This window comes from Gammaproteobacteria bacterium (assembly GCA_030949385.1).
GTDB lineage: Bacteria > Pseudomonadota > Gammaproteobacteria > JAUZRS01 > JAUZRS01 > JAUZRS01.
This window is the reverse complement of sequence record JAUZSP010000008.1, coordinates 101,300-124,620: the sequence shown is the minus strand read 5'-3', so window position 1 is coordinate 124,620 and position 23,321 is coordinate 101,300. Positions and strand designations below refer to the sequence as shown.

Here is a 23,321-nt window from a genome sequence, read left to right as displayed (position 1 = left end):
GCGGATGAAAATCTATCTGGTGGGTGGCGCAGTTCGAGATCGTCTTTTAGGCCGCAAGGTGCTGGAGCGCGACTGGCTGGTGGTGGGTTCCAGCCCCGCCGAAATGCAGCAACAGGGCTTTCGTCCTGTCGGCAAAGATTTCCCTGTTTTCCTACACCCAAAAACCCATGAAGAGTACGCCTTGGCGCGCACCGAGCGCAAAACAGGCCGAGGTTACGACGGCTTTCAGTGTTACGCCGCCGCCAGTGTCAGCTCTCGAAGAGGATCTGTTGCGCCGTGATCTGACCGTCAACGCCATCGCCGAAGATGACAAGGGCGAGTTGATCGACCCTTACGGCGGTCTGGCTGACCTGCAACAGCGCATCTTGCGCCACGTCTCACCCGCCTTTGCTGAAGATCCGGTACGCATTCTGCGCATTGCCCGTTTTTCGGCTCGTTACGCCACTTACGGCTTCACCATTGCCCCTGAGACCCTGACCCTGATGAAGCAGATGGTGACTGAGGGTGAAGTTGATGCACTGGTGGCAGAACGGGTCTGGAAAGAGATGAGCCGCGCCCTAACCGAACCAGCACCTCAGCGCTTTTTTGAGGTGCTGCGCCAATGCGGGGCACTAAAGATTTTGCTGCCCGAACTGGATCAACTGTTTGGCGTGCCACAACCGGAAAAACACCACCCCGAAATCGACACCGGCATCCACACTCTGCTGGTGCTCGAACAAGCCGCGCTCCTGACTGCCTCCGGCGAAAGCCGCTTTGCCGCCCTCTGCCACGACCTTGGCAAAGGCAACACCCCCAAGGATCTGTGGCCACGGCATCACGGCCATGAAGAGCGCGGCGTGCCGCTGATTCAAGCCCTCTGCCAACGACTGCGTGTGCCTCGTGATTACCAAGATCTGGCTATTCTCACCGCTCGCTACCACACCCACTGCCATCGTGCGTTTGAGCTAAAAAAAACCACCTTGCTCGATACCCTGATGGCGCTGGATGGACTGCGTAAGCCAGACCGCTTGCAAGACTTTTTACACGCATGTAAAGCAGATGCCCGAGGCCGAACCGGCTTTGAGCAACAAGCCTACCCACAAAGCGATTACTTTCAACAGGCTCTGGATATTATTAAAACCGTCTCGGTAAAGGAGCTGATTGCCAACGGTCTCAAAGGCGCTCAAATTGCCGATGGCTTACGGCGTAAACGCCTCAGCGCATTGCGCCAACAACTCTGCACGGAGCCAACTTAACGGTGTTAAAAACAATACTGATTATTGTGTCTGTCATCATGGTGTTCGGTTTTAGCTCGCGCTTATTCGCCGCAAAAGCAGACACATTAGCCACGCTTGATCTTTCACCTGCTGAGGTTATGGCCGATTGGGTTATTTTAAAAAAAGCGAGTCGTAAACTCTATTTAATGAAAGAGGGCAAAATACTCAAAGAATACAACGTAGGCTTAGGTGGCAATCCCAAAGGTCATAAACAGCAAGAGGGCGACAATCGCACCCCAGAGGGGCATTATATTTTGGATTGGCGCAACCCAGAGAGTCTCTACCATCTCTCACTGCACGTCTCCTATCCTAACGAAGAAGACACTCGCAGAGCAAAACAACGCGGCGTTTCCGCAGGCAGTAATATTATGATCCACGGCCAACCGAACGAACAAGGCTGGGCGGCAAAACTGGTTCAACGCAAAGATTGGACAGAGGGCTGCATCGCGGTAAAAAATGCAGAAATAGAAGAGATCTGGAAAATGGTGGGGGAGAACACCCCCATCGACATTTTACCGTAAAGACCTCAGATGGCCGCCAAATAAACAAAGGTTTTTTCTTCTAGCAGCGTCTCTGCTTGACGCACTTCAACGCGCCACTCACCTAATTTACTCGAATCCATATGCCTCTTGGACACCGCATTAAATTTACTTTTATCTACGACAAAACCCGCCTCAAAAATTAATTTTTCCTTATAAAACCAACGGTGGCTGATCTCTTTACCTTCCATACCGTCCAATTCAGTATCAAAAAAAACTATTTTTACCGAAGAAAAAAAACGCTCACTCACCCCCATTGCTTGACCATCAGCATCAACACCTGGAGTAAAGACGGCTGAAACAATCCCCACCTCTTCAGTGGTATTTTGAGCAACGACTGACTTACCTTCATAGGCATCAACATTACTCATTCCTTCTTCACCAAAACCATCAGCCCATATAAATTGAGAGAACCCCATTGCCAACGCCAAAATAGAAACACGCACACTCTTGTTCATCGCACTCATCCCTGAAAGTCATTAAAGTATCAATGCCCACAGTCTATTCAAAAAAGATGAAGGGAACCTTAAGAGTAACAATCAAGATACATTTACAAAAAGCTGGGAGAGCCTTCAGCGTACAGAGTCAAATTCCAGCCAAGTAGGTAAAAGTTTTTTCTTCTAATAAAGTGTCTTTCTGGCGTACTTCAACACGCCACTCACCGATATTATCAGGCAACATATTTTTTCTGGAGATGGCATAAAACTGTTCATTGTCTACGACAAACGTCTCTTCTGAGACCATTTTTCCATTGTAATACCAGCAGTGCTTGATCTCTTTTCCCACCATGCCATCCAATTCTGTATTAAAAAACACGGTTTTTATTGCGCTGGAAAACTGATTGCTCACACCCATAACCTGATTTTGAGTACCAAAACCTGGGGTAAAGACTGCGGAAACAACACCCGGCTCTCCATTGAATGAAACCGCCTCTTCATCGACGGAGGGCGAAATCGCACCCTCGTACAAAACAATGTCATTTTCATACGAGGGAATATATTTTATTTCATCGTAAGCAAAATCATCAGCCCATGCAGACTGCAACACACTCACCACAAAAAATAAGATTGCAAACACAGCTTTCATTCGATCTTCCTTAAAATTGGCTAACGCATCAAGTGCCGAGGAGAAGACAAGCAAGGCAAAAAATAGTCCAATTCTAAAAAAGGCAGATCACAAGCAGAACAAACAACAACGATATTATTTACAACCGGCTCACGTTTTAATCCACCAGCGTTCAAAACGCAGCAGCAACTGACCCAAAACCGTAAAACCACTCAACCAAGCCAAAATAACCCCCACGGCATTGGCCAACATATCCCACCAATCAAAATAACGCATTGGGTTCAGACCCTGCAAAAACTCCAATGACGCGCCCATGGCAATAAACAGCAACGCCAGCAGCAGACGCACGCCCTTGCCCGTGTAAAGCTGTAAAAACCAGCCCATCACCACCGCATAACCCACACCGTGCGCTACTTTATCCCCCATATGAAAACCGATCTGAATCGGTTTAGAGGTCAGCGAAAGGCCAATGATCATGGCAATCAGTGCAAAGCCCACCCACAACCACACTTGAAACCACTTCAGATCTGCTTTTTGCATCACCCGCTCCCTCACAAAATTGTCCTGCCAAAACCCAAAAACGCCCTGAGTTTACACTCAGAGCGCTGAAGAACCGCTGAAAAATCCGGTTTTTTTTAAGCAGAGAGAACCGCTTGCGCTGCCGCCAAAGCTGCCCCAGTTTTAATCTTAGCGCCCGCTGCTGACAACACCGCTTCCAAAGCACCCAAGCAGAGGAAAACGTTTTCAGCACGCGCCGAATGCCCCATCAAACCGATGCGCCACACTTTACCCGCAAACTCACCCAGACCGGCACCGATTTCCAAATTGAATTCGTTCAGCAGACGCGCCCGAACCGCCGCTTCATCAATGCCCTCAGGAATCCAAACCGAATTCAATTGAGGCAAACGATCTTCTTTGTTGACCAAGAAACCGATGCCCATCGCTTCCAGACCGTCGCGCAGCGCAGCGTGAATTTTAGCGTGTCGCGCCCAAGAGGCTTCTAAACCTTCGTCTTGCAACATCACCAAAGACTCATGTAAAGCGTAAAGAGAATTGATCGGCGCGGTGTGATGATAAGCGCGTTTCGCCCCTTCACCCCAATAACCCATGACCAAATTCAAATCCAAAAACCAACTTTGCACTTTGGTTTTGCGGCCTTTGATGGTCTCAATGGCTTTCGGGCTGAAACTCACCGGTGACAGACCAGGAGTGCAAGAGAGGCACTTTTGCGTGCCGGAGTAAATCGCATCAATGCCCCACTCATCCACTTTCAACGGTGAGCCGCCCAGAGAAGTCACCGCATCCACAATGGTCAAGCAGTCGTGTTCGTGCGCCAGACGACACAGAGTTTCGGCATCACTGCTGGCACCGGTAGAGGTTTCCGCATGAACAAAGGCCACCACTTTCGCATCAGGGTTGGCTTTCAAAGCCGCTTCTAATTTATCGGCACTGATCGCCGTGCCCCAGTCGTCCAGCACCATCACCGCCTCACCGCCGCAGCGTTCGACGTTCTCTTTCATGCGCATCCCAAACACACCGTTCTGGCAGATAATCACCTTGTCGCCAGGCTCTACCAAGTTGATAAAACAGGTTTCCATACCCGCAGAACCAGGAGCGGAAACAGGAATGGTCAATTCATTCGAGGTCTGAAAAGCGTATTGCAGCAGAGATTTAACCTCATCCATCATGCCCACAAACATAGGATCAAGATGGCCGATGGTAGGACGACTCATCGCTTCCAAAATACGCGGATGAACATCGGAAGGGCCAGGCCCCATTAAGGTACGAACAGGCGGACGAAACGAAGTGATGGACATAATGCAATTCCTTAAAAATCAATAAAACAAAAGACGCAGTATAGGTGAGTTTTATCTCGGTGCAACCGTAGGCTTTTTGGGGATAATTGTATTTTACACAGCACCGCCCTCAAAAAAATGCAAACGCACGCCACACACCCAAAAAACCAAACGCCATCACCAGCCCCCCCGCCGCCCGACGAGACCAAGGGTTCTGCACCCAGCGCCGCAGACGATGAGCAAACAGCCCCATCGCCAACAGATTAGGCAAGGTTCCCAAACCAAAGCTGAGCAACAGCAACGCCCCCTTTAGCGGCTCACCCGTCGCCAACGCCCAAATCAACACGCTGTAGACCATGCCACAGGGCAACCAGCCCCAAATGCTGCCCAGCAGCAACGCACGCTGCGGGGTCTTGACTGGCAAAAACCGCCGCCCCAACGGCTCCATCAACGCCCACACTTTAACCCCCAAGCGCTCCAAACGATTTAAACCAAACCACCAACCGGCCAAATACAGCCCCAAAACAATCATCATCAAAGCCGCCAGCAACTGCAAAACCAATTGCACCTGATGCAGATCACTGAGCTGCACCGCCAACAGACCCACTCCGCCCATCATCGCCCCAGCCACGCTGTAACTGGCAATGCGACCGAGGTTATACCCCAACAACAACGGCCACGATGCGCGCCCCGTCTGTTCTGGCAAACCAAAACTCAAGGCCGCCACAATGCCCCCGCACATGCCAACGCAATGCACACCACCCAGCAACCCCACCAAAAAAGCCGCTAAATATCCACTCTCTACCAGCATAGAAAAAAACCTTATTTTCCAAACAACATTTCAAAATGAGACCTACGCGCCACTCTGCCAAAATACATTATGTATGCTATCGTTCGCCCCCAATGGAACTCATCCATAACCCCAGCAAGAGCGTCAAGGAGATGCACAACATGGCTGTAAAAAAAGAAAGTTGCGAAAAAAAGCGCCACCAAAAAAGCCGCACCTGCAGCAGTAAAACGCCCCCCCACCAAAACCCAGATCTTAGCTCACATCGCCGAAGAGATTAATATGCCACGCCAAGATGTACAGGCGGTATTCGACTCACTCAACGGACTGATTGAAAAAAATCTGCGCCCGCGTGCCGCCGGTTATTTCAATATGCCTGGCGTTAAAGATCAAAGTGGTGAAAAAACCCGCCACCAAAGCCCGCAAAGGCATCAACCCTTTTAACGGTGAAGAGATGATGTTCAAAGCCAAACCGGCACGTAAAGTGGTCAAAGTGACTCCGCTCAAAGGTCTGAAAGACATGGTGTAAAGCGCATTAAAACGGCCAACAGCACAATCACCGCTGATGTGGCCGTTTTTTGCTATCATTCCCCCATGAAAAATTTGCTCCCTTATTCTTATACGGTCGCCATCCCATGAATCTTGCGCAGCTGCAAAGCGCCTTATTAAACCGTTTACCCTTGGTGGCCACACTGATTTTTACCGTGTTATTGGGCGTCAATGCAGCTCAGCTGAGCTGGCAATTTTTCCCCACCGCTGAAACCCATCTCAGCAGTGACAAAACCAGCGGCAATCTCAATCTTCGTCCACAAACCAAGACAAACCCCGCCAGCCAAATCACCCCTTATAATCTGTTTGGCAGCTCGGCAAAAACCGGCAGCAATAATCGAGCGGCACCACAAAGCGCCCCAGAAACACGCCTCAACATCACCCTCAAGGGCGTGTTGGCCTTTGAACCACAGGAGTTCGCCATGGCCATTATCAGTCAAAATGGTCGCGATGAGCAGGTTTTTGCCGTTGGCGACACTTTGCCTGGCAACGCCAAGCTGAAAGAGGTTTACAGCGACCGTATTATTTTACAACGCGGTAATCGGCTGGAGACCCTCAAGCTGCCAGAAAAAGGCGCGAACATTCAGTTCCAACGCCCCAACAGACCCGCCCAAGCGAGCCGCATCTTACAGGAATCCCAATCAGCTAAACAGCTGCGCGACCAGATTGTCGCCAACCCTCGGGTACTCGCACAAATGGTCAGTACCCAACCGGTGCGTCGAGGCGGCAAGCTGATCGGCTATCGACTCAAACCCAAACAAGACACCGGCACACTGGAACAATACGGTCTGATGCCGCAAGACATCATCACCCGAGTCAACGGTGTCTCGCTGAACAGCCCCAAAAACGGCCTCAAAGTACTCAGAGGTTTAATGAAGGCCAAAAACATCGATCTAATGGTGCAGCGTGGCGGTATCGAAACCCCCGTCTCCATCTCCTTAGAGTAAACACCGAAAACCACAGGATACGTTTGCATTAGCATGAGTAACAAGACCCCCTTTAAAAACCCGCACACTTGGGTAAACGCCGTGCTAATCGCACTCCTGTCCAGTCTGTTTATCGCCCCCAGCTGGGCTGGCAGCTTTAAACTCAACCTGAAAAACACCGACATCCATTCTTTGATCGCCACGGTCTCCAAAGTGACGGGCAAAAATTTTGTCGTTGACCCTCGGGTCAAAGCCAAAGTCACCGTGATCTCCTCTCACGACATGGACGGCGATGAACTCTATAAAGTGTTCCTTTCGGTGCTGCAAGTCCACGGCTACGCGGCGGTGCGCTCCGGCAAGGTGATTAAAATCGTCCCCGAGACCAACGCCAAACAAGGCCCTGTTCCACAGCTTCACCGTGGCATGGGCGGTGACGAGCTGGTCACTCAAGTAATCGCACTGGAAAACGTACCCGCTGCCCAACTGGTACCGATTCTACGCCCACTGGTACCGCAACAAGGCCACTTGGCCGCTTATCCTTCCACCAATATGCTCATCATCACCGACCGTGCAGGCAACATCAATCGCCTGACCCAGATCATCAAACGCATCGACCGCCCTGACAACGAAGAGGTGGAACTGATTCACCTGCAACACGCCTCGGCCTCCGAAGTGGTGCGCATCCTTGGCACCCTACAACAAAGCGCCAACAAAGGCGGCATTCAAAGAAAAGGCCACGCTCGGCTGGCCGCCGACGAACGCACCAACAGCGTTTTGATCAGTGGTGACAAAGCCAACCGTCTGCGCATTCGGGGGCTGATTGCCCACCTAGACACCCCACTGGAAAGCGAAGGCAATACCCGCGTCATCTACCTGCGTTACGCCAATGCCAAAGATCTGGCCGCCATTCTCAAAGGGGTCAGCGCCGGTCAAGCACGCACCGCTAGCAGCGCCGTCAAAGGCAAAACAACGGCCAGCAATGGACGCAGCGACATCGACATTCAGGCCGATGAACACACCAACTCGCTGATCATCACCGCCGCGCCCAACGAAATGCGCAGCCTGCAAGGGGTGATTCGACAACTGGACATCCGTCGCGCTCAGGTCTTGATCGAAGCGATCATCACCGAAATATCCGAAGACAAAAACCGCGAGCTGGGGATTCAACTGGCGGGCGGCAACAGCAACAACAATCAGCCCTTGGGTTTCACCAATTTCGGTGGTGACAGCAGCCTCACCGGATTGGTTGCCAGCGGCGGCACCTCTGCTGTTGGCTTGGCCGGTCTGACCTTCGGCTTTGGCAGCGCCACCGGTTCGGTGCTCGATTTTGTCGGTCTGGTGCGCGCACTGGCCTCCGATGCCAACAACAACATTCTCTCCACTCCCAGTTTAGTCACCCTCGATAACCAAGAAGCGGAGATCATCGTCGGTGAAAACGTGCCCTTTGTCACCGGCCAATACACCAGTGCCGCTGGAGCCACAGCGGGTACCACCAACCCCTTCCAGACCATCGAGCGCCAAGACATCGGCCTGACCCTCAGGGTCAAACCGCAAATCAACGAAGGCAACACAATCAAAATGGAGATCGACCAAGAGATCTCCAACGTCAAGAGCTCCTCGCAATCGAGCACCGACATCACCACCACCAAACGTTCGATCAAAACCACCGTCATGGTAGAAGACGGTCAAACCATCGTTTTAGGTGGTCTGATCAGTGACACCCTGCGGGACACCAATGAAAAAGTGCCGCTGCTGGGCGACATTCCGCTGCTCGGTCGTCTGTTTCAGTACCGCAAAACCGCCACGGTGAAACAGAACCTAATGGTCTTTATTCACCCCACCATTTTGCGTGATGCGGCCACCGAAAATCACCACACCAGCCGTAAATACAGCTTTTTACGCGCCCAGCAGTTGCAAGCGCGTGAAGAGGGTGACAGCCTGATGTCCTCTGACGTGCCTCTGCTGCCGGAGCTGGAGTTGAGTTTCACTCCAAAACGCAACAGCGCCATCGCCCCATGAGTGAAGAGAATCCCAACGACGAAACCGTAGAACCGCTGCATCTGCCCTACAGCTTTGCCAAGCGGCACGGTGTACTGATCGAAGCCAGCGAAGAGAACGTTGTCAAAGTCATTCACCGCGAGAAGTTAAACCCACTCTCGCTGCTGGAGCTGCGCCGCAAAGCAGGCCGAGCCATTCAACCTCGTGCGGTCAATAACGACGAATTTGAGCGCCTGCTGACTCAACGTTACGAAGGCGGCTCAGGCGAAGCGATGGAGATGATGGACGATCTCGACGGCGTTGATCTGGCGCATCTGGCCGACTCCCTGCCCGAGCCGGAAGATCTAATGGAGTCCGCCGACGACGCACCCATCATTCGCTTGATCAACGCCATTTTGAGCGAATCGATACGCAAAAATGCCTCTGACATTCACATCGAACCCTTTGAAAAACGCCTCGCAGTGCGTTTTCGCATCGACGGTGTCATGCAACACATGCTCGACCCACCGCGCCATCTGGCTCCGCTGCTGATTTCACGCATCAAGGTCATGGCCAAACTCGACATCGCCGAAAAACGCCTGCCGCAAGACGGTCGCATCTCGCTGCGAGTCGCCGGTCGGCCTGTGGATGTGCGCGTCTCCACTCTGCCAGGCGGTCACGGTGAGCGAGTCGTAATGCGCCTGCTGGACAAACAAGCGGGACGGCTTGATCTGGAGCATCTGGGGATGGAAAAAGCCACCCGTGATCTGCTCGACCGTCAGATTCATCTGCCCCACGGCATTTTGCTGGTTACCGGCCCGACGGGTTCGGGTAAAACCACCACGTTGTACGCCTCCTTAACTCGCCTCAACGATGCCAGTCGCACCATTTTGACCGTCGAAGATCCCATCGAATACTATCTGGATGGCATCGGCCAAACGCAAGTCAACGCCAAAGTGGAGCTGACCTTTGCTCGTGGCCTGCGCGCCATTTTACGCCAAGATCCCGACATCGTTATGGTGGGTGAAATCCGTGATCTGGAGACCGCCGAAATTGCGGTGCAAGCCAGCTTAACCGGCCATCTGGTGCTCTCCACTTTGCACACCAACAGCGCCATCGGCGCAGTCACCCGCCTGCGTGACATGGGAGTGGAGCCCTTTCTGCTCTCCTCCAGTTTGGTCGGTGTGGTCGCCCAGCGTCTGGTGCGAATGCTCTGCCCCCACTGCAAGCAGCCTCACGCCCTCAAAGGCGCAGAGTTCACCGCGCTGGGGCTGCATCCCGATGAAACGCTACCGATGGTCTACAGCGCCCCGGGCTGCCCCGAGTGCAACCACAGCGGTTATATCGGTCGTAACGGCATCTACGAGTTAATCACCCTCGACGACACCTTGCGCCGCATGATCCACGACGGTGCCAACGAGCAGGAGATGGAACGCCACGCACGTAAAAGCAGCCCCGGCATTCGAGACGACGGTCGCCGCTTGGTGCTGGCTGGAAAAACCTCAGTCGAAGAGTTGATGCGCGTCACCCACGAAGGATAAACAATCATGGCCGCATTTGATTACATCGCCTTAAATGCCAAAGGGCGAGAAGAAAAGGGCGTTTTAGAAGGTGACAACCCACGCCAAATTCGCCAGCAGTTGCGTGAAAAAGGCCTTACGCCACTGGAGGTCAAAGAGTCCAGCGGGGGCGGTAAAAGCAGTAAAACAGAGCAAAAAAGTCTGTTTACTCTGCAACGAGGCATCAGCCCTGCCGAGCTGGCACTGGTCACCCGTCAGCTCTCGACCCTGATCAATTCCGGCCTGCCACTGGAAGAGTCTCTGCGCGCAGTAGCGCAGCAGTCGGAAAAACAGCGCATCACAAGCATGATTCTCTCGATACGCTCTAAAGTGCTGGAAGGTCACACGCTGGCGGACGGTTTTGCTGAATTTCCTAAGGTCTTTCCTGAGATTTATTTGGCCACCGTAGCAGCAGGTGAGCAGTCAGGACATCTGGATGGCGTTTTAGATCGCCTTGCCGATTACACCGAGAATCGCCAAGCAACGCGGCAGAAGGTCAGCATGGCGCTGATTTATCCGATTATTTTGGTCATGATGGCCCTATTGATCGTCACCGGCCTATTGGCCTATGTGGTGCCTCAGGTGGTGCAGGTGTTTGACAGTCTCGATCAGGAATTGCCTGGCCTGACCACCGGCCTGATTGCGGTGAGTGATTTTATTCGCAGCTGGGGGATCTATGTGGCCATCATCATCACCGCCGGAGTACTGCTGTTTAAACGCCACATTCGTGATGAGGCGGCGCTGTTTCGCTTCCACAAAGTGCTGCTGAAACTGCCGATGATCGCCAAGCTGATCAAAGGTCACAACACCGGTCGTTTTGCCCGCACATTAAGCATTCTCGCCGCCAGTGGCGTGCCGGTGCTGGAGGCATTAAAAATCAGTTCGGCGGTGGTCACCAACCGTCCCATGCGTCGAGCGGTGGAAGCCGCTACCTTGCAGGTACGCGAGGGCAGCAGCCTCAGCCGTGCGCTGGAAAACAGCAAACTTTTTCCGCCAATGATGCTCAATCTGATCGCCAGCGGTGAATCCTCCGGCCAACTGGAGGCGATGCTGGAACGCGCCGCCGAACAGCAAGAACGCGAAATGGAAGGCACAATGGCCATATTCCTCGGCCTCTTTGAGCCACTGGTGATTCTGTTTATGGGCATCGCGGTGCTGATTATTGTGCTGGCGATTTTATTGCCGATCTTTGAGTTGAATCAGATGGTGGGGTAAACCCCACTATCCATTATGAAATAATAGGGATTTTTAAAATGAGCAACATACAAAACATAGATATAAGCCTACAAGAAATTGTAAAAAAAATATCGAAAGATAACTATTTAATACCAAAATTCCAAAGAGACTTTGTTTGGAAAACCAAAGACATCTTAGATCTTGGAGATTCACTCATAAGAGGATACCCCATATCATCCCTATTCAATACTTCGGACAGTTTTAGAGAGAAAAAGATAGGAACCACAGACGGATTCTGAGAAAATAGAGTTCTCAAAAAACGACAATCAAAGAAGGCCGCCCGTGGAATCCATAGTAGAATCGGTTTTACTCTCCATGTCCAGTGTTAAAAAACCACAACGTCTTTTTCTCTCAGCTCTGTTTTCCGCATTGATGGTTTTTCAAGGGAAAGCCACTTTTCGTAATTTGAGTCGTTACAGTTCGTTGCATGAAAAACGTCTGTCGCGTTGGTTTCGACGTTCATTTGATTTTGCACAATTCAACAGACGCCTACTTCAAAAAGAGCTGCCACAAAAGCACGATCAAATTGCTGCCATTGATGCCAGCTTTATGAAAAAAGTGGTCAGAAAACAGCAGGGTTGGGTTGGTTTTACAACGGCGCTTTGGGGCAAGCCATGGTGGGGTTGGAGTTGTCGTTGGTTTGCCGAATTGATCTTCAAAGTCGAACCGCTTACGCGCTGGAGGCTCGCCAAACGTTGGACTCGGAACAGAAAGAGGGTGAGAGCCGAGTGGACTGCTACGCGAAACAGGTTTGTGACCTTGCCTGTGATCTTCAAGCGCAAGGCATTCGCTACCTTACCGCAGACGCCTACTACAGCAAGGTGAAGTTTGTCGATGCGGTCTGTTCAGATGACTTACACCTGATTGGAAAGCTGCGTTCAGATGCCAACCTAAGCTGGTATTTTGAGGGCGAGTACGGTGGCAAAGGACGTCCTAAAACGTACGATGGTAAAGTCAATTTCCAAACGGAGCTGTCCCGTTTTGATGCGTGTGGCGTAATGGATAAGGGGGTATCGATTTACAGCGCCGTGGTTCACTCGTGTTGTTTCAAACGGAAAATCCGTGTGGTGCTGCTGCGATGGGAGCAGAAGACAAAAGTCCGTTCGGCTCTGCTGTTTTCTACGGATTCGGAGTTGGCTCCAGAAAAGATTGTCGAATATTACACCGCTCGTTTTCAGATTGAATTTTTGTTTCGTGAAGCTAAGCAACATACGGGTTTAATGGATTGCCAAGCGCGTTGCCCAGAGGCCATTCAAACTCATATTAATGCCTCGTTCACCGCACTGAATTTATTGAAGCTGGAAGACCGTAAGGACAAGAACAACCCTGAGCCTTCGGTGATTTCGATTGCCTCGTGGCGACGCAAGAAATTCAATCAATATTTGATGAAAATACTTTTTGACAAGTTAGGTTTGGAGAGATCTTGTCAAAAAGTCGAGGCGGTTTACCATGAGCTGAGTGAGTATGGGGCTATTCAGGTTTAAAACTGTCCGAAGTATTGCCTATTAATCATGGCTGAAAATGGGACTTTAAATGTTGGCGCTCACAGCTTATCAAAGGAAAATCCACCTGAAAAACACGAAAAAAGTAAAGACGACAATGAAATAAGGTTTTATATTCTAGACGGACAACAAAGACTAACATCAATATCAAAAATATTTTTAAACTTTGATAATAAAAACGAATACTACTTTGATCTTTTAGCAATACTAATAGAGAAATTTCCAGAAGATAATATAGAGAAAGATGAAGGGATAGTAGAAAAATGCTCAACATCAAAAGTAACAGATGTTTTTTGTAGGAATTTCTCTATATCTAAAGATAGGAGCGAAAAACCAACAAGACAAAACAACAGATTCATTTCAGGTAAAAACATAATAGAAAATAGATTCGGCTCCGTGGTTAGCAAATTCCTTCGCGTATTTAAAAATGCAGATGAGGACAGTATTGATAAATATACAGACCATTTAAATGCAGTCTTAGGATCTGTTGGAGGCTATAGCATTCCTGCAACAGTTATAGCCAGCGACTCAGAATTGGGGATTGTAATCAGGGTGTTTGAAAAAGTAAATTCAACCGGCAAAAAGCTAACTCTATTTGATTTAATTAATGCCAAATCATTTCAAATAAAAAATGAATCTTATAAAGTTGGACTATCTGATTATTTAACAAATGAAATAACGAGCCTCACATCTGGCAACACGCTACTAACATCAAGCTCAAATATATTTTTCAAATATGATGAAAACAAAAGAGGATTTGACAAGTTAGATAAAATTGTAAGGATATTTGAAATATCAGATTTATTAAAAAAGAAATCAATACCAAGCATATTTCAATCAATAATGCTAGGAAAAGACTCTTATTTTTGGTTTGAAATGTGGGACAAGCATGGAGAAAAAATGCTTGAAATAATATCTTGGATGGAAGCTGAGGGCCTACTTGAAATAGGACAAATAACATTTTTAGAGTATTCACTAGCCATATTAATAGCAAATCCAAAATCCTTTAGTTCAAACAAGTTCAAAAATGAAATAAAAAAACATGCTTTGTATCTTGCCGTCAGCGGATCAGGATTCAGCAAATCAAATCTTGATACCGTAGAAAAACTGCATTCTATATCACATCAAATAACCGACAACCATGAATCATCAAAGTATGATTACACCAGCCCAAGCAGCAACCCAAATTTAACTGCAAATCAAATATTAGAGATAACCCCATCAAGTTCAAAATTCAAAGCAATTATGAATATAATGTATGTAGAAAAATTTGACGGAAAATTCACATGTGATCTTTATGGAAATCCAATAAAAAATACAAATATAGAAAAAATGGACAATCACCATATTTTCCCAAAATCAAGGGTGAAGAATTTCACTGCAAAATGCTCATTTAATTCTATTTCCAACTTTATCCGAATCGACAGCTCAATCAATCGAGAAACGATAAAAGACAAAACTCCAAAAGAATACTTTATAAACATCACCAACCAAGAAAAAAGGGAAGTCATTTTGTGATTTAAATTTAATAAATATAAAGTCTGCATCAAAAATAACTGAAGAGTCTAGTGCAATAGAATTCATAAACGATAGAGCCGCGCTAATTGCCTCATATATAAATTCATATTTCTAAAGGAACACCCCCTTGTCCAGCACACCCATGAAAGTCGTCCCTGCTCCCAAAAGCCCCGACGCAGCGGTTTTAACCCTCAAAGCCCCCAATCTGGCGATGGCGGAACCCTTCTCTGTTATTCAAGGCCAAGGACACATCAACTACACCTGCGGAGGTTGCGGCGTAACAGTGGCGGAAAACATGCGCCTCGGCCAACTGACTAAAGTGCTGGTGAAATGTAAAAACTGCAATTCATTTAATATTGTAGGCTAGATCCCCTAGCCTAAAAAGAGGTGACTTCTTCTATCTAAACTTTCTCGCACCCACAAAAAAAAGCCCCAAAAGGGGCTTTTTTAAATCAAGAGAGCAAGCCCTCTTAAAGCAGTAAGCTAATCGCTTACCACTTCACCCGTTACCGGACGATCAAGCAGCTCAACGTAAGCCATTGGCGCTTTATCACCTTCACGGAATCCGCATTTCAGAATACGGATGTAACCACCAGGACGCTCTTTAAAACGCGGCCCAAGATCAGTGAACAATTTACCCACGGCTGCTTTGTCGCGCAGACGGGAAAAAGCCAAACGACGTTTGGAAACACTGTCTTCTTTTGCCAAAGTAATCAAAGGCTCCGCAACACCGCGCAGTTCTTTGGCTTTCGGCAGCGTGGTTTTGATCACTTCGTGTTCAAATAATGAAGCGGCCATATTACGCATCATCGCTTTACGATGACTGCTGTTACGGTTTAACTGTCTACCACTTTTGCGATGTCGCATTGTTCTCTTCCTTACACTGTTGCCAAACCATCACCAAATCAGTTTGGCAATCGGGCACTTAATTTCGCTGTTAACCTTCCAACTCAGGTGGAGGCCAGTTTTCCAAACGCATCCCTAAGGAAAGCGCATGAGAAGCCAACACATCTTTAATCTCGGTAAGAGATTTTTTACCCAAGTTGGGGGTTTTGAGCAGTTCCACCTCAGTGCGCTGAATCAGATCACCGATGTAATAAATGTTCTCAGCTTTCAAGCAATTCGCTGAACGAACCGTCAATTCCAAGTCATCCACAGGACGCAATAGAATGGGGTCAATATCAGCCCCCTTCTCTTCTTGCTGAACCTGTTCGTCTGCTTGCAGATCCACAAAGACAGAGAGCTGGCCTTGTAAGATCGACGCCGCACGACGAATGGACTCTTCTGGATCAATCGTACCATTGGTCTCAAGATCAATGATCAATTTGTCCAGATCGGTACGTTGCTCAACCCGCGCTGTATCAACGCTGTACGCCACTCGATGAACCGGACTAAAAGTCGCGTCAATTTGCAACGCACCAATGGAACGAGACTCACCGTTATCCTCTTTACGCCGCTGAGTCGCAGGCTCATAGCCGCGACCTTTGCGCGCCGTCAACGACATGCTGATCTGACCCTCTTTGGTCAAATGAGCAATCACATGATCGGGATTGATGATCTCAATGTCATGATCCAGTTTGATATCACCGGCAGTCACAACACCTGGGCCTTTTTTCTCAAGGGTCAAGGTTGCTTCATCACGAGAATGCATCACAATCGCCACCCCTTTCAGGTTGAGCAAGATGTCCATGACATCTTCCTGCACCCCTTCAATGGTGGTGTACTCGTGCAACACCCCGTCAATTACCGCTTCGGTGATCGCACAACCGGGCATTGAGGAAAGCAAAATTCGACGCAGCGCGTTACCCAAAGTATGACCGAAACCGCGTTCCAGCGGCTCCAGTGTCACTTTGGCATGCTGATCACTGATCACCGACACATCAACGATGCGCGGTTTTAAAAATTCATTTACATTGCCTGACATCAACAGACTGTCCCCTTACTTGGAGTAGAGTTCCACCACCAAAGATTCATTGATCTCGGCTGGCAAATCACTACGTTCTGGAACAGACTTAAAAACGCCTTCCATTTTTTTCGAATCGATATCGATCCACTCAGGAATACCGCGATGACTCGCCAGTTCCAAAGCATCCGCAATACGAGTCTGCTTTTTCGCTTTTTCACGCACGGTAATCGTTTGTGAAGCAGAGACCTGATAAGAGGCCACGTTCACAATCACATCATCAACCAAAATTGCTTTATGGCTGATCAGCTGACGCGATTCAGAGCGAGTGCAACCGAAGCCCATACGATAAACAACGTTATCCAGACGACATTCAAGCAACTGCAACAGATTTTCACCGGTCGAGCCTTTTTGCTGCGCTGACTTTTTGTAGTAGTTACGGAACTGACGTTCCAGAACACCGTACATGCGACGCAATTTCTGTTTTTCACGCAACTGCAATGCATAATCAGAAGGACGACCACGACGAGCAGTAGCAGGCCCTGGCAGATTTTCCAATTTACACTTAGTGTCCAGTGCACGGATACCTGATTTCAGGTAAAGATCCGTACCTTCACGACGACTCAGTTTACATGTTGGTCCAAGATATCTGGCCATAATAAAACTCCTTAGACGCGACGTCGTTTAGGTGGACGGCAACCGTTATGCGGTATCGGGGTAACATCAGTGATGCTATTAATCTTGAACCCGACATTATGCAAAGAGCGTACTGCGGAATCACGACCTGGACCTGGACCCTTAACTCGGACATCTAGGTTTTTCAAGCCATAATCTTGGGCAGCAGTGCCTGCGCGCTCTGCAGCTACCTGGGCTGCAAAGGGGGTGCTCTTACGAGAACCACGGAAACCAGATCCGCCAGCGGTTGCCCATGAAAGGGCATTGCCTTGACGATCGGTGATCATGACGATTGTATTGTTAAAAGAGGCGTGAACGTGGGCGATGCCATCGGTCACGACCTTTTTAATTTTCTTACGGGTACCAGCCTTAGCCATTAGTAATCACTCTTTAGCAAATGCGAATTACTTCTTGATCGCTCTACGCGGCCCTTTACGGGTGCGTGCGTTCGTACGGGTACGTTGTCCACGCAGAGGCAAGCCTCGACGATGACGAATACCACGATATGAACCCAAGTCCATCAAGCGTTTAATATTCATGGAAACTTCACGACGAAGATCACCTTCGACGGTAAATTTACCAACCTCGATACGCAGCTTTTCGACTTCGTCTTCTAACAGATCGCGAATTTTACGATCAGAAGCGACGCCAGCTGCACCACAAACAGCGTATGCACGGGTACGACCAATACCATAGATAGAGGTCAATGCCACCCAAGCATGCTTATTTACGGGTATGTTTATACCTGCAATGCGGGTCATAAAACAGTCTCCCTGAGACAGCGGAAAACCCGGCATCTTACGGTACCAGGCTTTCCAAATCAACACAAAATTGTAATAAGTTTAACCTTGACGTTGTTTATGCCTAGGATCTTTACAGATCACACGCACAACACCTTTACGGCGAACCACTTTACAATTACGACAAATCTTTTTAACCGAAGCACGAACTTTCATTTCAACTCCTACGCCAGCAACACTCAGCGTAAACCAGTGCCACCATAGCCTTTTAAGTTAGCCTTTTTCATCAGACTATCGTATTGATGCGTCATCAAATGTGATTGCACCTGGGCCATGAAATCCATGATCACCACAACGATGATCAACAACGAAGTACCACCAAAATAGAACGGTACATTCCAATATAAAATCAAAAACTCCGGCAGCAAACAAACCGCTGTAATGTACGTGGCACCAATCAGCGTCAAACGCGTCATAACCCCATCAATGTACTTAGCGGTCTGTTCACCGGGGCGAATGCCTGGAATAAAAGCACCCGACTTTTTCAAATTATCCGCCGTATCTCTAGAATTAAAGACCAGAGCGGTATAAAAGAAACAGAAAAATATAATCGCAGCAGCATAAAGCATTACGTACAACGGTTGTCCTGGCGAAATCCCAGCAACAATGTCTTGCAACCACTCCATACCATCATTACGTCCAACCCAATCCCCCAACGTTGCTGGGAACAGAATAATACTGGAAGCAAAAATCGGCGGAATCACTCCCGCCATATTAATCTTCAAGGGCAGATGACTGCTCTGCGCTGCATACACTTTGCGACCCTGTTGACGTTTGGCGTAATTCACCGTAATTCGGCGCTGACCACGTTCAACAAAAATTACAAAAGCGGTTACCGCTAAAGCCAAGGCAAACAAAAGAATCACAATGCCTGCGCTCAACTCACCGGTACTGGAAAGCTCTAAGGTACCACCCACCGCAGAAGGCAGACCCGCCACAATACCAGCAAAAATCAAAGTCGAAATACCGTTACCGATACCCCGTTCTGTCACCTGCTCACCCAACCACATTAAAAACATGGTACCGGTAACCAAAGTCACCGCAGCAGTGAAAACAAAACTAAAACCACCGTTATACACCAGTGGTGCTGCACCGACCTGCTGCCCTTGTAGCGCAATCGCAACCCCGATGGATTGGAAACTGGCCAGAGCCAAAGTGCCGTAACGGGTATAAGTGGTGATCTTACGTTGACCACTTTCACCCTCTTTACGCAACTGCTCCAGCGACGGCAACACATGGGTCATCAACTGCATAATAATAGAGGCAGAAATGTAAGGCATAATGCCCAGCGCAAAAATAGACATGCGCTCCAAAGCACCACCGGAAAACATATTAAACATGTCCAGAATGCTGCCACGTTGCTGTTCAAACAACGAAGCCATTACATGCGGATCAATACCTGGAATAGTAATATGTGTACCGACGCGAAAAATCACAATCGCAATCAGGACAAAAAAGAGTCGCTGACGCAATTCGCTGGATTTTCCCAACGCGCCTAATCCACCACTTGCTGCTGATGCCTTAGCCAAGAGTTAATCCTCGATTTTTCCGCCAGCCGCTTCAATCGCTTCACGCGCACCTTTGCTCGCCTGAATGCCTTGCAAGGTAAACGCCTTATCAACGCTGCCCGACAACATCACTTTTGCCTGTTTGATGTGGTTGCCAATCACATTGGCCGCTTTCAAACTGTCCAAGTTAATCACGTCACCGTCAACCAGTTGCAGTTCATTCAAACGCACTTCGGCTTTATAACGACCGCTGCGCGAGCTAAAACCGACTTTTGGCAGACGACGTTGCAAAGGCATTTGACCGCCTTCGAAACCGACTTTGTGGAAACCACCAGAGCGTGATTTTTGACCTTTATGGCCACGACCACAGGTTTTTCCATAACCGGAGCCAATACCACGACCCACACGCTTGGCATTAAATTTACTGCCAACGGCAGGTTTAATTTCATTTAATCGCATCTTAGGCTTCCTCTACTTTCAGCATGTAGGAAACTTTATGAATCATGCCGCGATTTTCAGGGGTATCATTGACATCAATGCATTGATGCATTCGCCGTAACCCCAAACCAGCAACACACGCTTTGTGTTTTTTCAGACGACCGTTGATGCTGCGCACCAAGGTAACCTTAATTTTGTTATCGGACATGGTATTAACCCTGAATTTCTTCGACCGTTTTGCCGCGTTTGGCAGCAATCTGCTCAGGTGAGGACATTTCTGTCAAACCACTCACCGTTGCACGCACAACGTTAATCGGATTTTGCGTACCGATGATTTTTGCCAGTACGTTTCTAACCCCGACCGCCTCAAAAACCGCCCGCATTGCACCACCGGCAATGATACCGGTACCCGCAGAAGCAGGTTGCATATAAACACGAGCTGCGCCGTGACGCGCAGTCATCGCGTATTGCAAAGTGCCGTCGTTCAAAGGCACACTGCGCATATTTTTACGCGCTTTTTCCATCGCTTTTTGGATCGCAGCAGGCACTTCACGTGCTTTGCCGTAGCCAAAACCGACTTTACCGTTACCGTCACCAACCACGGTCAAAGCAGTGAAGCCGAATTGACGACCACCCTTAACCACTTTTGCCACACGATTAACGCTGACCAACTTTTCCAGCATGCCATCGCTGCTGTCATTGTTGTCTCTGTTTGAATTTGGATTTGCCATACTGATTTACCTCAGAATTCTAAGCCGCTTTCGCGTGCTGCTTCTGCCAAAGCCTTCACACGACCGTGGTATCTAAACCCGGAGCGATCAAATGCCACCTTGGTAATACCAGCAGCTTTGGTTTTCTCTGCTACGGTTTTACCCACTTTTTGCGCTGCTTCAATGTTGCCAGTAGACCCGAGGCCTTCACGAACATCTGCTTGCAAGGTTGAGGCTGCTGCTAAGACGGTCGAACCGTCAGGCGCAATAACCTGTGCATAAATGTGTCGTGGTGTGCGATGCACACTCAGACGGTGAGCGCCAAGCTCACTTATCTTTGCTCTCGCTTTTTTAGAGCGGCGCAATCTGCTTGATTTTTTATCCATATCGAGACTCTACGATGTATAAGGTTAAACGCTATTTTTTCTTGGCGTCTTTCATGACAACCTGCTCGTCAATATAACGAACACCTTTGCCTTTGTAAGGCTCGGGTGGACGATACGCGCGGATGTTTGCCGCCACTTGGCCGACCACCTGCTTATTGACACCCTTCACCACGATTTCCGTCTGACTTGGAGTCTCGACAGTAATGCCATCTGGCACAGAAAAATTAACTGGGTGAGAAAAACCCAAGGTCAAATTCAGCACACTGCCTTTCGCTTGAGCACGATAACCGATGCCTTTCAGAATCAGTTTTTTCTCAAAGCCTTTACTCACGCCAGTCACCAAGTTGTGCATTAATGCACGCATGGTACCTGCCATCGCATTGGACTTTTTATCCGCACTTTTTGGGCTGCAGCTCAATATGCCATCATTGGAAGCGATTTCCACAATATTGTGGACTTCCATTTCAGCAGCACCGAGGGGGCCTTTGGCCGCGACGGTCTGACCACTGATGTTAACTTCAACACCAGTTGGAATTTGTATAGGTTGTTTAGCAACTCGGGACATTGTTCGCTACCTTAAGACACAAAGCACAAGACTTCGCCGCCATGCCCTTCTGCCCGCGCTTGACGATCACTCATCACGCCGCGAGAAGTAGAGATAATGGCAACACCCAAACCACCGAGCACTTGCGGCAACTCAGACTTCGATTTCAAAATACGAAGACCGGGACGACTTACGCGCTTGATGGTATCAATGACAGGCCTGCCATCGTAGTATTTCAAGCTGATGCTCAATGTGCTTTTTACACCGTCTTTTTCCACAGAAAAATCGGCGACATAACCTTCGTCTTTCAACACAGCGGCAACAGCCAACTTCTTGGTAGAAGATGGCATACTGACCGATGCTTTATTTCGTGCTTGCCCGTTTCGAATCCGGGTTAGCATATCAGCAATAGGATCTGACATACTCATGATAATTTACCCCTAAAACCTGTTTCGCAACCGTTACCAGCTGGCTTTAACCAGACCTGGAATGTCGCCACGCATGGCGGCTTCGCGTAATTTATTACGCCCCAGACCAAATTTACGGTAAAAACCGTGTGGCCGACCCGTAATCCGACAGCGATTACGCCCGCGAACGGGACTGGAATCACGCGGCAATGCCTGTAACTCTGCCACTGCTAACATACGTTCTTCGTAAGCAACGTTTTTATCTGCAATGGTCGCTTTGAGTGCATCACGCTTCACTTTATAACGCGCCACCAATTTGGTGCGTTTTAGTTCACGTTGAATCATAGATACTTTTGCCATGACTAACCCCTTACTGCCTAAATGGAAAACTGAAGGCTTTTAATAACGCACGAGCCTCATCATCGGTTTTCGCAGAGGTCGTAATGGCAATATCCATCCCACGCAATTTATCGATTTTATCATAATCGATTTCGGGGAAGATGATCTGTTCCTTCACACCCATGCTGTAATTACCACGACCATCGAACGATTTCGGGTTTAAACCACGGAAATCACGAATACGTGGAATAGAGATATTGATCAAACGATCAAGAAACTCATACATGCGGTTGCGCTGCAACGTTACTTTACAGCCAATCGCCATATCATCACGAATTTTAAAACCCGCGATGGATTTACGAGCATAAGTAACCACCGGTTTTTGACCGGCAATTTTGGTCATATCTGCAACCGCATGCTCAATAATTTTTTTGTCGCCAACCGCCTCACCCAAACCCATATTCAAGGTGATCTTTTCGATCCTGGGAACAGACATGGAGCTTTTTAAACCAAGCTCGTCCTGCAATTTCTGGGCAATCGTCTCTTTATAAAGTGTGTGTAACCTAGCCATCATTCTCTACCTACGCATCCACAACTTCGCCGTTGGACTTGAAATAACGGACTTTCTTTCCGTCTTCCAGAGTCTTGATACCAACACGGTCGCCTGCATTTTTTGAGGGGTTAAACAACATAACATTGGAGCTGTTCATAGAGGCTTCTTGCTCTACGATACCACCCGCAACACTACGGCCTGGGTTCGGCTTGGTGTGTTTTTTCACCATGTTCACGCCTTCAACAAACAGACGTTGATTGGCTAAAACACGCAGCACAGAACCGCGCCGACCTTTGTCTTTTCCAGTGATAACAATAACGTCATCACCTTTTTTAATTTTACGCATAA

At 48.7% G+C, this 23,321-nt stretch carries 30 protein-coding genes and 2 pseudogenes; 11 read left to right on the top strand and 21 right to left on the bottom strand.

Features of this window, described 5'->3' with window-relative positions:
* Window positions 1–4: 4 nt before the first annotated feature.
* Together Q9O24_12105 and Q9O24_12100 are read left to right on the top strand one after the other, a co-directional pair.
* A pseudogene (locus Q9O24_12105) lies at window positions 5–1,235 on the top strand (multifunctional CCA addition/repair protein).
* A 2-nt stretch (window positions 1,236–1,237) separates the two neighbouring features.
* On the top strand, window positions 1,238–1,777 hold the full coding sequence (locus Q9O24_12100; GenBank protein ID MDQ7075862.1) for a L,D-transpeptidase family protein: 540 nt from the start codon (window positions 1,238–1,240) through the stop codon (window positions 1,775–1,777).
* A 5-nt stretch (window positions 1,778–1,782) separates the two neighbouring features.
* Here Q9O24_12100 and Q9O24_12095 read toward each other — a convergent pair whose 3' ends face one another.
* The 5 genes from Q9O24_12095 to Q9O24_12075 all read right to left on the bottom strand — a co-directional run bounded on the left by Q9O24_12095 (window position 1,783) and on the right by Q9O24_12075 (window position 5,467).
* Complete coding sequence (locus Q9O24_12095) at window positions 1,783–2,241, bottom strand: DUF2914 domain-containing protein (protein ID MDQ7075861.1); 459 nt, start codon at window positions 2,239–2,241, stop codon at window positions 1,783–1,785.
* Between the two features lie 139 nt (window positions 2,242–2,380).
* Complete coding sequence (locus Q9O24_12090) at window positions 2,381–2,881, bottom strand: DUF2914 domain-containing protein (GenBank protein ID MDQ7075860.1); 501 nt, start codon at window positions 2,879–2,881, stop codon at window positions 2,381–2,383.
* 129 nt (window positions 2,882–3,010) lie between these two features.
* Window positions 3,011–3,400 (bottom strand): VanZ family protein, encoded by a 390-nt coding sequence (locus Q9O24_12085; protein ID MDQ7075859.1) that lies wholly within the window; start codon window positions 3,398–3,400, stop codon window positions 3,011–3,013.
* A gap of 95 nt (window positions 3,401–3,495) precedes the next feature.
* Window positions 3,496–4,677, bottom strand: coding sequence for an alanine--glyoxylate aminotransferase family protein (locus Q9O24_12080; protein MDQ7075858.1), 1,182 nt, complete (start codon window positions 4,675–4,677; stop codon window positions 3,496–3,498).
* Window positions 4,678–4,786: 109 nt separating this feature from the next.
* Window positions 4,787–5,467: a sulfite exporter TauE/SafE family protein gene (locus tag Q9O24_12075; GenBank protein ID MDQ7075857.1), complete on the bottom strand. Its 681-nt coding sequence runs from the start codon at window positions 5,465–5,467 to the stop codon at window positions 4,787–4,789.
* Between the two features lie 258 nt (window positions 5,468–5,725).
* On the opposite strand from Q9O24_12075, the pseudogene Q9O24_12070 reads away from it, so the two are divergent.
* The 9 genes and pseudogenes from Q9O24_12070 to Q9O24_12030 all read left to right on the top strand — a co-directional run bounded on the left by Q9O24_12070 (window position 5,726) and on the right by Q9O24_12030 (window position 15,077).
* Window positions 5,726–5,972, top strand: a pseudogene (locus Q9O24_12070) (HU family DNA-binding protein).
* A 106-nt stretch (window positions 5,973–6,078) separates the two neighbouring features.
* A complete protein-coding gene (gene gspC, locus Q9O24_12065) occupies window positions 6,079–6,939 on the top strand; it encodes a type II secretion system protein GspC (protein ID MDQ7075856.1) in 861 nt (286 codons plus the stop codon).
* A gap of 33 nt (window positions 6,940–6,972) precedes the next feature.
* Entirely contained in the window at window positions 6,973–8,937 is a 1,965-nt protein-coding gene (gspD, locus tag Q9O24_12060; protein MDQ7075855.1) for a type II secretion system secretin GspD, read from the top strand.
* Window positions 8,934–10,436, top strand: a complete 1,503-nt coding sequence (gene gspE, locus Q9O24_12055) for a type II secretion system ATPase GspE (GenBank protein ID MDQ7075854.1) — start codon at window positions 8,934–8,936, stop codon at window positions 10,434–10,436. The genes gspD and gspE overlap by 4 nt, the downstream gene beginning before the upstream one ends.
* A 6-nt stretch (window positions 10,437–10,442) precedes the next feature.
* Window positions 10,443–11,669 carry a type II secretion system inner membrane protein GspF gene (gspF, locus tag Q9O24_12050; protein MDQ7075853.1) on the top strand — a complete coding sequence of 409 codons (1,227 nt, stop codon included), beginning with the start codon at window positions 10,443–10,445 and terminating at the stop codon, window positions 11,667–11,669.
* A gap of 303 nt (window positions 11,670–11,972) precedes the next feature.
* Window positions 11,973–12,515: a hypothetical protein gene (locus Q9O24_12045; GenBank protein MDQ7075852.1), complete on the top strand. Its 543-nt coding sequence runs from the start codon at window positions 11,973–11,975 to the stop codon at window positions 12,513–12,515.
* Window positions 12,419–13,174 (top strand): transposase, encoded by a 756-nt coding sequence (locus tag Q9O24_12040; GenBank protein MDQ7075851.1) that lies wholly within the window; start codon window positions 12,419–12,421, stop codon window positions 13,172–13,174. Before Q9O24_12045 ends, Q9O24_12040 begins: the two co-directional genes overlap by 97 nt.
* A 27-nt stretch (window positions 13,175–13,201) precedes the next feature.
* Window positions 13,202–14,710: a DUF262 domain-containing protein gene (locus tag Q9O24_12035; GenBank protein ID MDQ7075850.1), complete on the top strand. Its 1,509-nt coding sequence runs from the start codon at window positions 13,202–13,204 to the stop codon at window positions 14,708–14,710.
* A gap of 127 nt (window positions 14,711–14,837) precedes the next feature.
* A complete protein-coding gene (locus Q9O24_12030; GenBank protein MDQ7075849.1) occupies window positions 14,838–15,077 on the top strand; it encodes a hypothetical protein in 240 nt (79 codons plus the stop codon).
* Window positions 15,078–15,193: 116 nt separating this feature from the next.
* Here the strand turns inward: Q9O24_12030 and rplQ are convergent, their stop codons facing one another.
* From rplQ to rplX, 16 genes are all read right to left on the bottom strand, one after another.
* Window positions 15,194–15,577, bottom strand: coding sequence for a 50S ribosomal protein L17 (rplQ, locus tag Q9O24_12025; protein ID MDQ7075848.1), 384 nt, complete (start codon window positions 15,575–15,577; stop codon window positions 15,194–15,196).
* Window positions 15,578–15,647: 70 nt separating this feature from the next.
* Window positions 15,648–16,634: a DNA-directed RNA polymerase subunit alpha gene (gene rpoA, locus Q9O24_12020; protein MDQ7075847.1), complete on the bottom strand. Its 987-nt coding sequence runs from the start codon at window positions 16,632–16,634 to the stop codon at window positions 15,648–15,650.
* Window positions 16,635–16,649: 15 nt separating this feature from the next.
* Window positions 16,650–17,270 carry a 30S ribosomal protein S4 gene (gene rpsD, locus Q9O24_12015; GenBank protein MDQ7075846.1) on the bottom strand — a complete coding sequence of 207 codons (621 nt, stop codon included), beginning with the start codon at window positions 17,268–17,270 and terminating at the stop codon, window positions 16,650–16,652.
* Window positions 17,271–17,281: 11 nt separating this feature from the next.
* A complete protein-coding gene (rpsK, locus tag Q9O24_12010; protein ID MDQ7075845.1) occupies window positions 17,282–17,665 on the bottom strand; it encodes a 30S ribosomal protein S11 in 384 nt (127 codons plus the stop codon).
* A 27-nt stretch (window positions 17,666–17,692) separates the two neighbouring features.
* Window positions 17,693–18,049 carry a 30S ribosomal protein S13 gene (gene rpsM / locus Q9O24_12005; protein MDQ7075844.1) on the bottom strand — a complete coding sequence of 119 codons (357 nt, stop codon included), beginning with the start codon at window positions 18,047–18,049 and terminating at the stop codon, window positions 17,693–17,695.
* Window positions 18,050–18,130: 81 nt separating this feature from the next.
* Window positions 18,131–18,244: a 50S ribosomal protein L36 gene (gene rpmJ, locus Q9O24_12000; protein ID MDQ7075843.1), complete on the bottom strand. Its 114-nt coding sequence runs from the start codon at window positions 18,242–18,244 to the stop codon at window positions 18,131–18,133.
* 23 nt (window positions 18,245–18,267) lie between these two features.
* Window positions 18,268–19,617: a preprotein translocase subunit SecY gene (secY, locus tag Q9O24_11995; GenBank protein MDQ7075842.1), complete on the bottom strand. Its 1,350-nt coding sequence runs from the start codon at window positions 19,615–19,617 to the stop codon at window positions 18,268–18,270.
* A 3-nt stretch (window positions 19,618–19,620) separates the two neighbouring features.
* Entirely contained in the window at window positions 19,621–20,055 is a 435-nt protein-coding gene (gene rplO, locus Q9O24_11990) for a 50S ribosomal protein L15 (GenBank protein ID MDQ7075841.1), read from the bottom strand.
* Window position 20,056: 1 nt separating this feature from the next.
* On the bottom strand, window positions 20,057–20,242 hold the full coding sequence (gene rpmD, locus Q9O24_11985; GenBank protein MDQ7075840.1) for a 50S ribosomal protein L30: 186 nt from the start codon (window positions 20,240–20,242) through the stop codon (window positions 20,057–20,059).
* A gap of 4 nt (window positions 20,243–20,246) precedes the next feature.
* On the bottom strand, window positions 20,247–20,765 hold the full coding sequence (gene rpsE, locus Q9O24_11980) for a 30S ribosomal protein S5 (protein MDQ7075839.1): 519 nt from the start codon (window positions 20,763–20,765) through the stop codon (window positions 20,247–20,249).
* Between the two features lie 11 nt (window positions 20,766–20,776).
* A complete protein-coding gene (rplR, locus tag Q9O24_11975; GenBank protein MDQ7075838.1) occupies window positions 20,777–21,130 on the bottom strand; it encodes a 50S ribosomal protein L18 in 354 nt (117 codons plus the stop codon).
* Window positions 21,131–21,161: 31 nt separating this feature from the next.
* Entirely contained in the window at window positions 21,162–21,695 is a 534-nt protein-coding gene (gene rplF / locus Q9O24_11970; protein ID MDQ7075837.1) for a 50S ribosomal protein L6, read from the bottom strand.
* A gap of 11 nt (window positions 21,696–21,706) precedes the next feature.
* Window positions 21,707–22,102 (bottom strand): 30S ribosomal protein S8, encoded by a 396-nt coding sequence (gene rpsH, locus Q9O24_11965; GenBank protein MDQ7075836.1) that lies wholly within the window; start codon window positions 22,100–22,102, stop codon window positions 21,707–21,709.
* 33 nt (window positions 22,103–22,135) lie between these two features.
* The gene (gene rpsN / locus Q9O24_11960; protein ID MDQ7075835.1) at window positions 22,136–22,441 is read right to left on the bottom strand and encodes a 30S ribosomal protein S14; all 306 of its coding nucleotides are present in this window, start codon (window positions 22,439–22,441) and stop codon (window positions 22,136–22,138) included.
* A gap of 10 nt (window positions 22,442–22,451) precedes the next feature.
* Window positions 22,452–22,991: a 50S ribosomal protein L5 gene (gene rplE, locus Q9O24_11955; GenBank protein ID MDQ7075834.1), complete on the bottom strand. Its 540-nt coding sequence runs from the start codon at window positions 22,989–22,991 to the stop codon at window positions 22,452–22,454.
* 10 nt (window positions 22,992–23,001) lie between these two features.
* Window positions 23,002–23,319, bottom strand: coding sequence for a 50S ribosomal protein L24 (gene rplX, locus Q9O24_11950; GenBank protein MDQ7075833.1), 318 nt, complete (start codon window positions 23,317–23,319; stop codon window positions 23,002–23,004).
* Window positions 23,320–23,321 lie beyond the last annotated feature (2 nt).

Excerpts from the sequence above, each read along its gene's own strand:
- Q9O24_12090 (MDQ7075860.1), bottom strand. The coding sequence starts at position 2,881 with ATGAAAGCTGTGTTTGCAATCTTATTTTTTGTGGTGAGTGTGTTGCAG.
- Q9O24_12085 (MDQ7075859.1), bottom strand. The coding sequence starts at position 3,400 with ATGCAAAAAGCAGATCTGAAGTGGTTTCAAGTGTGGTTGTGGGTGGGC.
- Q9O24_12080 (MDQ7075858.1), bottom strand. The coding sequence starts at position 4,677 with ATGTCCATCACTTCGTTTCGTCCGCCTGTTCGTACCTTAATGGGGCCT.
- Q9O24_12075 (MDQ7075857.1), bottom strand. The coding sequence starts at position 5,467 with ATGCTGGTAGAGAGTGGATATTTAGCGGCTTTTTTGGTGGGGTTGCTG.
- gspC (MDQ7075856.1), top strand. The coding sequence starts at position 6,079 with ATGAATCTTGCGCAGCTGCAAAGCGCCTTATTAAACCGTTTACCCTTG.
- gspD (MDQ7075855.1), top strand. The coding sequence starts at position 6,973 with ATGAGTAACAAGACCCCCTTTAAAAACCCGCACACTTGGGTAAACGCC.
- gspE (MDQ7075854.1), top strand. The coding sequence starts at position 8,934 with ATGAGTGAAGAGAATCCCAACGACGAAACCGTAGAACCGCTGCATCTG.
- gspF (MDQ7075853.1), top strand. The coding sequence starts at position 10,443 with ATGGCCGCATTTGATTACATCGCCTTAAATGCCAAAGGGCGAGAAGAA.
- Q9O24_12035 (MDQ7075850.1), top strand. The coding sequence starts at position 13,202 with ATGGCTGAAAATGGGACTTTAAATGTTGGCGCTCACAGCTTATCAAAG.
- rplQ (MDQ7075848.1), bottom strand. The coding sequence starts at position 15,577 with ATGCGACATCGCAAAAGTGGTAGACAGTTAAACCGTAACAGCAGTCAT.
- rpoA (MDQ7075847.1), bottom strand. The coding sequence starts at position 16,634 with ATGTCAGGCAATGTAAATGAATTTTTAAAACCGCGCATCGTTGATGTG.
- rpsD (MDQ7075846.1), bottom strand. The coding sequence starts at position 17,270 with ATGGCCAGATATCTTGGACCAACATGTAAACTGAGTCGTCGTGAAGGT.
- rpsK (MDQ7075845.1), bottom strand. The coding sequence starts at position 17,665 with ATGGCTAAGGCTGGTACCCGTAAGAAAATTAAAAAGGTCGTGACCGAT.
- rpsM (MDQ7075844.1), bottom strand. The coding sequence starts at position 18,049 with ATGACCCGCATTGCAGGTATAAACATACCCGTAAATAAGCATGCTTGG.
- rpmJ (MDQ7075843.1), bottom strand. The coding sequence starts at position 18,244 with ATGAAAGTTCGTGCTTCGGTTAAAAAGATTTGTCGTAATTGTAAAGTG.
- rplO (MDQ7075841.1), bottom strand. The coding sequence starts at position 20,055 with ATGCGATTAAATGAAATTAAACCTGCCGTTGGCAGTAAATTTAATGCC.
- rpmD (MDQ7075840.1), bottom strand. The coding sequence starts at position 20,242 with ATGTCCGATAACAAAATTAAGGTTACCTTGGTGCGCAGCATCAACGGT.
- rpsE (MDQ7075839.1), bottom strand. The coding sequence starts at position 20,765 with ATGGCAAATCCAAATTCAAACAGAGACAACAATGACAGCAGCGATGGC.
- rplR (MDQ7075838.1), bottom strand. The coding sequence starts at position 21,130 with ATGGATAAAAAATCAAGCAGATTGCGCCGCTCTAAAAAAGCGAGAGCA.
- rplF (MDQ7075837.1), bottom strand. The coding sequence starts at position 21,695 with ATGTCCCGAGTTGCTAAACAACCTATACAAATTCCAACTGGTGTTGAA.
- rpsH (MDQ7075836.1), bottom strand. The coding sequence starts at position 22,102 with ATGAGTATGTCAGATCCTATTGCTGATATGCTAACCCGGATTCGAAAC.
- rpsN (MDQ7075835.1), bottom strand. The coding sequence starts at position 22,441 with ATGGCAAAAGTATCTATGATTCAACGTGAACTAAAACGCACCAAATTG.
- rplE (MDQ7075834.1), bottom strand. The coding sequence starts at position 22,991 with ATGGCTAGGTTACACACACTTTATAAAGAGACGATTGCCCAGAAATTG.
- rplX (MDQ7075833.1), bottom strand. The coding sequence starts at position 23,319 with ATGCGTAAAATTAAAAAAGGTGATGACGTTATTGTTATCACTGGAAAA.